Here is a 9,269-nt window from a genome sequence, read left to right as displayed (position 1 = left end):
CCCCTGTGCGTCAGGATGGGGTGAGACACCAGCACTGCTGACCTTCGCACTGCACGGGGCGAGAACGGACCAATACTGAGATGACGATGACGGTTGCTGACGTCGGCACCGATGATGGGGCTATGGCTCCTCGTGCTGACCGGCCCAAGAGGCGGACGTTCACCGCCGAGTTCAAAGCGGCGATCCTGGCCGAGTACGACGCCGCGGACCGCTCTGGGCGTGGGGAGATCCTGCGCCGGGAGGGCCTGTACACCTCCCACATCATCGAGTGGCGCAAGGCCGCGGCCGCCGGCTCGCTGTCCGGGCTGGGCAGCAAGCCGCGGGACCGGCGCGAGCGGGAGCTGCAGGCGCTACGGGCCCGGGCGGAGAAGGCCGAGGCCGAGCTGGCCAAGACCAGGGCGGCGCTGGACCTGATGGGAAAAGCACACGCGCTCTTGGAGACGCTCTCCGAGAGCGCGGACAAGCCGCCGCGGTCGCCGCGGTGATCAACCCGGCCGTCGACGGGCTGGCCGAGCACGTCGGCACCGCGGCTGCGTGCGCGCTGCTGGGTCGCTCCCGCGCCAGTCACTACCGGGCCAAGAACCCGCCACCGCCACGTCCACGGACACCGCGGCCGGCACCGGCGAACAAGCTGTCCGCCGCCGAGCGGGCCCACGTGCTGGCCGTGTTGACCAGCCAGCGGTTCGCGGACAAGTCGGTCGCCCAGGTCTGGGCCACGCTGCTGGACGAGGGCACCTACCTGTGCTCGATGTCCACGATGCACCGGATCCTGCGCGAGCACGACATGGCCGGGGAACGGCGCCGGCAGGCGAGCCACCCGCCCCGGACCCGGCCCGAGCTCGTCGCGACGGCGCCGGGGCAGGTGTGGAGTTGGGACATCACAAAGCTCAAGGGGCCGGAGCGGGGCGTGTACTACGACCTGTACGTCGTGCTCGACATCTTCTCCAGGTTCGTCGTGGGCTGGACCATCGCGGCCCGCGAGGACGCCGAGATCGCCAAGAACCTGCTCGAGCACGCCATGGGCATCCATGGCGTGCCGGAGGCGATCCACGCCGACCGCGGGACCTCGATGACCTCCAAACCGGTCGCTCAGCTGCTCGTCGACCTCGGGGTGGCCAGGTCGCACTCCCGCCCGCACGTGTCGAACGACAACCCTTACAGCGAGGCGGCGTTCAAGACGCTGAAGTACGCCCCGGTCTTCCCCGAGCGCTTCGGGTCCCTGGCCGACGCCGGCGCGTTCGCCGAGCAGTTCTTCGCCTACTACAACCACGAGCACCGCCACTGCGGGATCGGGCTGCACACCCCCGCCAGCGTCCACTTCGGCACCGCCGGGCAGGTCCGCGCCCAGCGCCAGGCCACCCTGGACGCGGCCTACGCCGCCCGTCCCGAGCGCTTCGGCCACCGCCGACCCCAGGCGCCCAAGCTGCCCGAGGCCGCCTGGATCAACCAGCCCTCACAGGAGGCCCTCATACAGACCGCCTGACGGAATCTGTCTCACCCGCCTTGACACTTTCCGCTTCGATTACAGCCCGATCACGGAGCGACCGACGATTTCGTGGCCGAATGGGGCCCGAGTGGCGTTCTATGTCGGGCTGAACATCGAGCACTATCAGATCGACAAGCCCTCCACGAGCATCTTCGGCGGTACCGCGATGCTGCAGCCGGATCCTTCGGGAGCTGGGGTATGACTACGTCCTGGACTGGACGAACGACGATCAGCCGTATCCGCTGAACGTCGACGGGATGTTCAGCGTTCCCTACACGATAGAACTCAACGATGTGACGATGTTCGTGAGTAAGAGCTATACCGGCCCGCAGTTCCTGGAAGCGGTGATCGACCAGTTCGATCAGCTCTATTCAGACTCCGAGCACTCGGGTCGCGTCATGTCGCTGCCGTTGCACCCGTTCATCGTCGGCCAGCCGTTCCGCCACCGCTACCTTGATCGGGCCCTCGAGCACATCACGTCTCACGATGGTGTCTGGGTGACGACGAGCGATGCCATCGCGGCGCACTATCAGTCGACGGGGAACAGGAGAGCCGATTCGTGACGAATACGGAGCTGATCGATGAGTACGCACGGCTGCGCGACGAGTTCAAGGCCAAGGGATTGGGCGGCCGGATCGGCTACGGCGAGAAGCCGGCGCTGCTGATCGTCGACTTGATCACCGGATTCACGGACAGCCGTTCGCCCCTGTCAGGCGAACTGGAGTCACAGCTGGCCGCCACCAATGCCTTACTCGTCCCCGCCCGTGAACTCGAGATCCCCATCTTCTTCTCGACGGTCGCGTACGACACCGAATTGCAGGAGGCGGGGCTCTGGATCAAGAAGATCCCGTCCAACCACCTGTTGGTGGAGGGCAGCGAATGGGTGGAGGTCGACAGCAGGCTGGGCCAGCTGCCCCACGAGATGACCCTGGTGAAGAAGTACGCATCCTGCTTCTTCGGAACTGATCTCGCCGCACGCTTGATCTCACGGGGTGTCGACACCATCATCATCGTCGGCTGCACCACCAGTGGGTGCGTGCGCGCCTCGGCGGTTGACGCCTGCTCCTACGGCTTCCACACCATCGTCGTCGAAGAGGCAGTCGGCGACCGGGCAGCCCTTCCGCACCTGGCCAGCCTCTTTGACATCGACGCGAAGTACGGCGATGTCGTCAGCCTCGACGACGCACGTGCTTACCTGCGGGGGCTTGCGCAACAGAACGATTGACTGCAGTAACGCCGTGGGGCCAACTTCCTCTGTGCGGAATATTGAACCGGCGTGCAGGCCGAGATCCCGCAGATGCTGGCGCAGGGCGGCGGATCCATCATCAACACCGCCTCGTCCCTCGGGCAGGTCGCCATCGCCCACCAGTCCGCCTACGTCACGTCGAAGCACGGCGTCATCGGCCTCACCCGAGCCGCCGCGGTGGAGTACTCCGACAAAGGCATCCGCGTGAACGCAGTGCTGCCCGGGGTGATCCAGACGCCAATGATAGACGCGCTGGAGGAGACCTACCCCGGCTTCAAGGACGCGCTGCTGACGAAGCACCCGATCGGCCGACTCGGCACGCCGCACGACATCGCCGAGATGGTCGCGTGGCTCGGTTCCGACGCGGCCGCCTTCGCGACCGGCGCGCAGTTCGCCGTCGACGGCGGGTACCTCGCGATTTAGACGAGGTGGCCACGACGGACGGGAGGCACGGTGTCAGCTGACACCGTGCCTCACGTCCGTCACCGGTCGCGCCGCGACCCGCGTGTCAGCCGTTCTTCGCGGCCAGTCGGTCCGTCTCGCTGTCGTTCCGCCACCCGGCGGTCGCGCCGCCGTCGACGCTGTAGTTCTGTCCGGTCACCCAAGAGGACTCGTCGGAGGCCAGGTAGAGCGGCATGTACGCGATGTCCTCGCCCGTGCCGGGGCGTTGAATGAGCGCGTTGCCGACCTGCCAGGCCTTGCCCTCCGCATCCACCGCCTTGTCCGTCGCCGGGGTGCTGACGAAGCCAGGCGAGATCGAGTTCGCGCGGACGCCGTAGCGGGCGCCCTCCGCAGCGAGCGACTTCGTCATCGCGATGACGCCGCCCTTCGCGGTGGTGTGCGCGACCTGGCGAGCGGCTCGATCCCGCGACCTTCGCGATCGACGGAAAGCAACTCGAGATCGATCTCGAGTTCGAGGCCTGGGCCAAGAGCGCGCGCCGCATCGGCGCAGCCACCCGGCGTCCGGCGAGGACGTCGCGGGGCGGACGGGCCGATCTCAACACGGTGCGTGAATGGGCCAGTCAGAACGGACACCAGGTCAGCGATCGCGGCAGGGTTCCCGCGTCCATCCTCGAGGCGTACGACGCGGCGCACTGACGCGGTCACTCCTGGGCTGAGCCGCGCGCTGCGCGCCAGTGCTCCGTGACGGGATAACCGGAGCGCACGTGCGCGCGCACGTGGACCTCCCCCGAAGGGGATCCGCTGCCGCCCGGCTCCGGCGGCGGAGGGTTCTGTGTCCAGCCTGAGCCAGGGACCCAGACCGTCCCCGGTTGCACGGGCGCGTCGGCGAGCGCGGGATCGATCAGCTGACGCGCGAGAGCCACGGCCTCACCCAGATCGGTGATCCCGCCGGCTGAGGGCGTGCCGGCCGCGAGCACCCGGTAGGGACCGTCCCAACCGTCCGGGACCGTGAACGTAGTGAACGAGTCGAGCTTTGACAGTGCACGCTTCGCGTCGATGGCCATCTGCAGCTCGCGCAGGTCGACGCGCTGCGTGCGTGCAATGGTGACGATGTCCACCAGGTCTTTCGCGCGGCTGCTGGGGCGGCCGTTGTAGGTGCTCATCGTCGCAGTGACCTTCTCCGCGACCTGATCGGAGATCGGGAACAGCCGGTAGGGGTGCGACGGGACCGGCCGCCCCAGCTGCAGCCGCGTCGACGGCTCGATCGTCTCGACGCGGCCGACCGGGGGAGGGCCGACGACCACGTCGATGGGGATGTCGGAGATCCTCCGGCCGGTGTTCGCGTCCAGACATGTGAACACCAGGCGCCGGGTCGCGACACCCGGCTGGTTCTCTCCTCGCCCGGTCGCACGGGCACGGGTGAGCTGGAACCGCACATGGTCGCCGAGATCACGCGCGGCTGCCTGCTCGAGCGCCTGCTGCGCGGCATCCAGATCGGCGGCGCCGGTCGAGGCCAGATCCAGGTCTTTCGTCGACCGTGACTTCGGCACCCGGGCGAGCATCGCCGTGCCGCCCTTGAGCAGCCACTCGGACTCTTCCCCCTCCGCAAAGACCCGGCTGAGGAAACGATCGTGCTGTGCCTGCACGATCTGCGCATTCACATCCAGCGCGCTCGCGCCGTCACCGGCTGCCTTCGTCGCGGCCGCCTTGATCGCCTGCGCAAGCCCCGTCCAGTCTTTGTAGCCGTCGGGCTCAGGCATCGGCCGGCACCACCGCGTCGACGCCCGCAAGAGCGAGCAGATCAGCCGCGAGCGCGGCACCCGAGGGGTACTTGTTGGGCTTGGCCAGCGGCTCCAGATACTCGGTCAGGCGGGCGGGGGAGAGCAGCTTTCCCGCGTCCGCGGCGTCGGCGAGCGCATCGGCGACGAGGGAGCGGTCGACCCACTGCTCGATCAGGTCGGCGATCGTGCGCTCGACGCTCATGGTCGGCATCCCGTCGACGGAGACCACCTCGGTGGGCGCGAGCTCGCGGGTGCGGAGCCGCACCCCGTCCAGGCGGGTACCGCGGCGGGTGGGAACGACGAACTCGAGTGGCCCGGGGAACCAGTCGCCGATGCCATGCAGCTGCGCGGCCGTCTGGCCTGCGGCGACGACGGGCGGGACGCCGGTGTCTGTGCGGGGACGGTCGGCGCCGCCGAGGGCGAGCCAGGTCGCGAGGATCGCCTCCTGCTCGTGCTCTGGCGCGCCGGCGAGGCGGTAGACGCCGCGCGCGACGCGGATGAGCGCGCCGCTGTTGGCGAGGCGCGTCAGGGTCGGGCGCGCCACGCCAGCCTCGAGCGCCTGGGCGGTGGTCACCAGGCCCCAACGCTGTGACGCGAGCTCGCCCAGACGAGCGAAAGTTGATCCTGCCATGCGCACAGTGTAGCGAGAAACCGCAACAAACGTTGTAGCTCGTTCAGATTGTCGACTTCGAGCCTCTGGGGCCACCCCTTAGCAGTGAGGGGGTTCCAAACCCTCGGGAACGGGTTATATTCGGGAATATAACCATCTGTGAGGAGGAGAAGATGCGGACCCACACCTGCCCGCCGGACCACAAGCACGGGCTGACCTCCACCTGCTACGTCGTCCACCTCTGCGGGTGCCGCGCCTGCATGGACGGCAACGCGCGCCGCCGCCGCGACCGCTACCGTCTCCTGGCCTACGGGCGATACCAGGACGCGCACCAACCCATCGAGCCGATCCGGCAGCACCTGCAGGCACTGGTCGACACCGGGATGATCCCCGAACGGATCGCCATCAGCGCCGGCGTCGGCGGCGCCACGGTCCGTCGCCTGCTCAACAGCGAGACGGCACGGTTCGTCACCGGCGCCACCGCCCGCAAACTCCTCGCAGTCACCCCCGACAGCAGCACTCTCGCCGCGCAGGGCCGAGTCAACGGCCGCGGCACCCGCCGGCGCCTCCAGGCTCTGGCCGCGATCGGATGGAACCACCACGAGATCGCACGCCGACTCGGCTACCCGCGCTGGAAGGTCAACAAGGCACTCGAAGGCGCCTACGTGGACATCCGTGTCCACGACGACATCGCCGCGCTCTACGACGAGCTCTGGGACCAGCAGCCCCCCACCCACACCCGAGCGCAGCGGGTCGGCCGCTCCTACGCACTCACGGTCGCACGCCGGCACGGCTGGCTGCCGCCGCTGGCCTGGGACGACATCGACACCGACCCGGCACCGCCCACAGCCGGGCAGGAACCCCTGCTCGACGAGATCGCGATCGAGCTCGCTCTCGCCGGCCAGAACGTCCGCCTCACCCGAGACGAGCGCCTCGAAGCCACCCGACGCGGGACCGAACGCGGACTCAGCCTCACCCAGCTCAGCGACCTGCTCGGCGTCGACGTCCGCACCATCGACCGCGACCGTGACGACCTCGGACTCCGGCAGGCCGCCTGATGAGCAAGACGCTCGACATCCTCGAAGCCGCCCTGCACGGCACCACCGCCGGCTACCTGGCCGGATGCCGCAGCAAGGGAGGATGCCCGAACCACGGCAACCGCCAGCTGCTCACCTGCACCGAAGCGGCCCGCGCCCGCCGCCACTACTTCTCGCTCGCCTCGCTCGAGGAGACCGAGCCGATCACCCGGCAGATGCTCCGCGACGCCAAGAACAGCCCCTTCGCACCGAAAGAAGCCGCAGATGTCTGACCAGCCGAACACCTTCACCATCGACTCCACCAAAGAGGGAGAGTGGCTGCGGGTCGTCCGCGCGCTCGGCGGCCATCGCTGGGCCCTGTCGCTGCGCTTCAACCCCCTCCCGCTGACTCAGCGAGGCGCCCGGCACACCCGGCCAACGCGGCAGCCCACACCCCACGCGGCAGCAGGCCACGGGCCGAACGCGAGACTGCACCTGCCCAGCTGCGCGATCTCCCCCCAGCTCGGCAACGGCCGCGGCGCCCACCTCAAGCAGATCCCCCACCTGGGCCGAACCGAGGAGCACTGATGACCGACATCGCCGTGCGCCTCCAGGAAGCCATGACCATCCAGACCGGCACACCCGTCACCGTCCGATGGAGCTTCCGCGAGTTCGCGCTCAACTGCACCCGCCGCGACGGCCGCCCCCTCACCCAACGGATGCACAGGCTCTTCCAGACGCTGCTCAACCGTGAAGCGCTCCGCGAGCTCACTCCAGGAGAAGACCCAACGATGGGATCCCGCGCAACCCTCATCGAGATCATCGACGACCTCGCCGTCAGCGCCGACCACCAAGGCGCCCGCGCGGCCGCGCTCGCCGAGGTCCTCCTCAGTGCCGGCATGTTCCACCTCGGCGACCAGCTCCGCCGCCAGAGCCACGCACTCTCAGAGCTCGACGCCGACGACGAAACCCTCGAGGTCATCGACGAGGCACGCACCCAGATCGCCCGAACCATACTGCTGCTCGACCAAGCCGACACCGCACAGGCAAAGGAGCGCAGATGAACCGACGCACCCGCCGCGCCAGCACAGCCCTCGCCGCGGTCGCAGCTCTCGCGCTCGGCTTCGGCGCCCACCAGCTGGGCATCACCTCCTGGATCGACACATGGACGCGCCCGCAGGCACCCGCCCCGGACCCGACCTACGACTACACCGCGCTCGCCGCAGTCGCGCAGGAGCTGCCGCTGATCGATCCCACCGAGGAGATTCCCGAGTATCGCCGCGCCACGTTCGGCGAGCGCTGGATCGACATCGAGGGAAACGGCTGCGATCAGCGAGACGATCTCCTCGCCGTCCAGCTGCAGGACGTCGTCCGTGACGGTTGCACGGTGCTCTCCGGCGTGCTCGACCCCGATCCGTACACGGGCACACGCATTGAGTTCGAGCACGACCGGATCGCCGCCCCTGGAGCCCCGGGAAGCTCCGGCGTCCAGATCGACCACATCGTCAGCCTTTCGGCGGCGCACGCCGGGGGCGCGTGGGCGTGGACCGAGCAGCAGCGCATTCAGTTCGCCAACTCGTTCGACAACATCGTCGCCGTCGATGGCAACACGAATGCGGCCAAGAACGACCACGGGCCAGCCCTGTGGCTGCCATCGAACGCCGACTACGTGTGCACCTACGTCGCCCGCTACACGGAGATCGTCGACACCTGGCACCTCGCGGTCGACGAAGCCGACCGCGGTGCGCTCGTGGACACGCTCTCAACCTGCGCTGCCCAGCAAGCCAGCGACGAGAGCGGGAGCATGTCGTGAAGCCGCTACGAACCCGCGTGGGATCTCGCCGCGCGCGCCTGACGCTTGGCCGCGCGAGCGCGGTCTACGACCTCGTTCGCATCCGTCGTGTCGACACCGAGGGTGCGCCTGATCACCTCGAGCTCGGCGTCGGTCCAGCGGGTGCGCCCTCGCATCCGCTCACCGAACGTGACGACGTTCAAGCCGAGCAGGTCGATCAGAGCCGCCTGCGTGGGAACCTCGGGCGCCCCCGCCCCGTCCGCGATCGCCGCCCGCAACCGCTCCGCGAAAGCCGCATCGCGCGCCAGTCCCGGCATCAGTCGCGGCCGGCGGCCGCGCTGCGAGGGCGCCCTGCGCGCGCGCTCCTGCGCGAATGCGTCGATCGCGGCCTCGTCGTAGAGCGGGGAGTTGCCTTCTATGGCAACCGGCTCGGGGAGCAGAGGACCCTCCTGGCCGGCTCTGCGCAGCTTGTTGCTGATGGAGCGCATCTTGTAGACCGCGACGACGGACACGCCGAGCTTCTCGGCGACGTCCGCCGTGGTGAGGTGCCGTCCGGTCATCAGCGCTCCTCTCAGCTGGATGAATATAACCACTTTCGCGGTTACGGCGCGCCGCGGCAACCAGACCCAACTTGGTTGGGGATGCTGGGGCGCATGGCTAACAAGGACGCGGACGCCATCCGTGAGGAGCTCCGTCGCATCGGCCAGCAGCTCGCGCAAGCGGACGAGCTGCGCGAACGCCGCGGCAAAGTCGTCGACGAGGCGCGCGCGGCCGAGCTGACCCAGCGAGAGATCGCCCTCCTGCTGGGGATGACCGAGGAAGGGCTGCGGAAGGCGCAGAAGTCCTACCACGGACGCGGGCGCTCTTACGGCGGCCGCCTCGCGTCCTAGCGACCCCGCCAGACCTTCATGGAGCGCCCGTCGACTGCGAAATCTG

At 68.8% G+C, this 9,269-nt stretch carries 14 protein-coding genes and 1 pseudogene; 11 read left to right on the top strand and 4 right to left on the bottom strand.

What is annotated here, in order from left to right; all coding sequences use genetic code 11:
- Positions 1-122: 122 nt before the first annotated feature.
- From QQZ13_RS06550 to QQZ13_RS06535, 4 genes and pseudogenes are all read left to right on the top strand, one after another.
- Positions 123-1,483 (top strand): annotated as a pseudogene (locus tag QQZ13_RS06550) (IS3 family transposase).
- Between the two features lie 260 nt (positions 1,484-1,743).
- A complete protein-coding gene (locus QQZ13_RS06545) occupies positions 1,744-2,049 on the top strand; it encodes a hypothetical protein (RefSeq protein WP_005050797.1) in 306 nt (101 codons plus the stop codon).
- Positions 2,046-2,711, top strand: coding sequence for an N-carbamoylsarcosine amidohydrolase (locus tag QQZ13_RS06540; protein ID WP_005050795.1), 666 nt, complete (start codon positions 2,046-2,048; stop codon positions 2,709-2,711). The genes QQZ13_RS06545 and QQZ13_RS06540 overlap by 4 nt, the downstream gene beginning before the upstream one ends.
- Before the next feature lie 51 nt (positions 2,712-2,762).
- Positions 2,763-3,155 (top strand): SDR family oxidoreductase, encoded by a 393-nt coding sequence (locus QQZ13_RS06535; RefSeq protein WP_005050794.1) that lies wholly within the window; start codon positions 2,763-2,765, stop codon positions 3,153-3,155.
- Between the two features lie 85 nt (positions 3,156-3,240).
- Here QQZ13_RS06535 and QQZ13_RS06530 read toward each other — a convergent pair whose 3' ends face one another.
- Positions 3,241-3,684 carry an SDR family NAD(P)-dependent oxidoreductase gene (locus tag QQZ13_RS06530; protein WP_082157159.1) on the bottom strand — a complete coding sequence of 148 codons (444 nt, stop codon included), beginning with the start codon at positions 3,682-3,684 and terminating at the stop codon, positions 3,241-3,243.
- Between QQZ13_RS06530 and QQZ13_RS06525 the strand changes: the two genes are divergently transcribed.
- Entirely contained in the window at positions 3,612-3,830 is a 219-nt protein-coding gene (locus QQZ13_RS06525) for a histone-like nucleoid-structuring protein Lsr2 (protein ID WP_082157160.1), read from the top strand. The genes QQZ13_RS06530 and QQZ13_RS06525 overlap by 73 nt on opposite strands.
- Before the next feature lie 5 nt (positions 3,831-3,835).
- On the opposite strand, the gene QQZ13_RS06520 is transcribed toward QQZ13_RS06525, so the two are convergent.
- Entirely contained in the window at positions 3,836-4,894 is a 1,059-nt protein-coding gene (locus tag QQZ13_RS06520; protein ID WP_005050776.1) for a nucleotidyl transferase AbiEii/AbiGii toxin family protein, read from the bottom strand.
- Positions 4,887-5,546, bottom strand: a complete 660-nt coding sequence (locus tag QQZ13_RS06515; RefSeq protein ID WP_005050774.1) for a type IV toxin-antitoxin system AbiEi family antitoxin domain-containing protein — start codon at positions 5,544-5,546, stop codon at positions 4,887-4,889. The genes QQZ13_RS06520 and QQZ13_RS06515 overlap by 8 nt, the downstream gene beginning before the upstream one ends.
- A gap of 152 nt (positions 5,547-5,698) precedes the next feature.
- Here QQZ13_RS06515 and QQZ13_RS06510 point away from each other — a divergent pair, with 152 nt between their 5' ends.
- Genes QQZ13_RS06510 through QQZ13_RS06490 form a run of 5 tightly spaced genes read left to right on the top strand, consistent with a single transcriptional unit; the run spans position 5,699 to position 8,354 of the window.
- Positions 5,699-6,583, top strand: a complete 885-nt coding sequence (locus QQZ13_RS06510) for a hypothetical protein (RefSeq protein WP_005050771.1) — start codon at positions 5,699-5,701, stop codon at positions 6,581-6,583.
- Positions 6,583-6,834: a hypothetical protein gene (locus tag QQZ13_RS06505; protein WP_005050769.1), complete on the top strand. Its 252-nt coding sequence runs from the start codon at positions 6,583-6,585 to the stop codon at positions 6,832-6,834. The genes QQZ13_RS06510 and QQZ13_RS06505 overlap by 1 nt, the downstream gene beginning before the upstream one ends.
- Positions 6,827-7,129, top strand: coding sequence for a hypothetical protein (locus QQZ13_RS06500; RefSeq protein ID WP_005050767.1), 303 nt, complete (start codon positions 6,827-6,829; stop codon positions 7,127-7,129). The genes QQZ13_RS06505 and QQZ13_RS06500 overlap by 8 nt, the downstream gene beginning before the upstream one ends.
- Complete coding sequence (locus tag QQZ13_RS06495) at positions 7,129-7,605, top strand: hypothetical protein (protein ID WP_005050765.1); 477 nt, start codon at positions 7,129-7,131, stop codon at positions 7,603-7,605. Before QQZ13_RS06500 ends, QQZ13_RS06495 begins: the two co-directional genes overlap by 1 nt.
- Positions 7,602-8,354, top strand: coding sequence for an HNH endonuclease family protein (locus tag QQZ13_RS06490; protein ID WP_005050763.1), 753 nt, complete (start codon positions 7,602-7,604; stop codon positions 8,352-8,354). The genes QQZ13_RS06495 and QQZ13_RS06490 overlap by 4 nt, the downstream gene beginning before the upstream one ends.
- Before the next feature lie 5 nt (positions 8,355-8,359).
- On the opposite strand, the gene QQZ13_RS06485 is transcribed toward QQZ13_RS06490, so the two are convergent.
- The gene (locus tag QQZ13_RS06485; protein WP_005050761.1) at positions 8,360-8,893 is read right to left on the bottom strand and encodes an AlpA family transcriptional regulator; all 534 of its coding nucleotides are present in this window, start codon (positions 8,891-8,893) and stop codon (positions 8,360-8,362) included.
- A 93-nt stretch (positions 8,894-8,986) separates the two neighbouring features.
- On the opposite strand from QQZ13_RS06485, the gene QQZ13_RS06480 reads away from it, so the two are divergent.
- Positions 8,987-9,223 carry a hypothetical protein gene (locus QQZ13_RS06480; RefSeq protein WP_043340519.1) on the top strand — a complete coding sequence of 79 codons (237 nt, stop codon included), beginning with the start codon at positions 8,987-8,989 and terminating at the stop codon, positions 9,221-9,223.
- Positions 9,224-9,269: the final 46 nt, after the last annotated feature.

It is taken from the genome of Microbacterium sp. T2.11-28, from assembly GCF_950097975.1.
Classification (GTDB): Bacteria; Actinomycetota; Actinomycetes; order Actinomycetales; family Microbacteriaceae; genus Microbacterium.
This window is presented reverse-complemented; position numbering and strand designations above follow the sequence as displayed.

Bases quoted from the DNA above. Each gene is read 5' to 3' on its own strand.
- QQZ13_RS06480 (WP_043340519.1), top strand. From the start codon at position 8,987: ATGGCTAACAAGGACGCGGACGCCATCCGTGAGGAGCTCCGTCGCATC.
- QQZ13_RS06490 (WP_005050763.1), top strand. From the start codon at position 7,602: ATGAACCGACGCACCCGCCGCGCCAGCACAGCCCTCGCCGCGGTCGCA.
- QQZ13_RS06515 (WP_005050774.1), bottom strand. From the start codon at position 5,546: ATGGCAGGATCAACTTTCGCTCGTCTGGGCGAGCTCGCGTCACAGCGT.
- QQZ13_RS06545 (WP_005050797.1), top strand. From the start codon at position 1,744: ATGTTCAGCGTTCCCTACACGATAGAACTCAACGATGTGACGATGTTC.
- QQZ13_RS06520 (WP_005050776.1), bottom strand. From the start codon at position 4,894: ATGCCTGAGCCCGACGGCTACAAAGACTGGACGGGGCTTGCGCAGGCG.
- QQZ13_RS06500 (WP_005050767.1), top strand. From the start codon at position 6,827: ATGTCTGACCAGCCGAACACCTTCACCATCGACTCCACCAAAGAGGGA.
- QQZ13_RS06510 (WP_005050771.1), top strand. From the start codon at position 5,699: ATGCGGACCCACACCTGCCCGCCGGACCACAAGCACGGGCTGACCTCC.
- QQZ13_RS06495 (WP_005050765.1), top strand. From the start codon at position 7,129: ATGACCGACATCGCCGTGCGCCTCCAGGAAGCCATGACCATCCAGACC.
- QQZ13_RS06485 (WP_005050761.1), bottom strand. From the start codon at position 8,893: ATGACCGGACGGCACCTCACCACGGCGGACGTCGCCGAGAAGCTCGGC.
- QQZ13_RS06505 (WP_005050769.1), top strand. From the start codon at position 6,583: ATGAGCAAGACGCTCGACATCCTCGAAGCCGCCCTGCACGGCACCACC.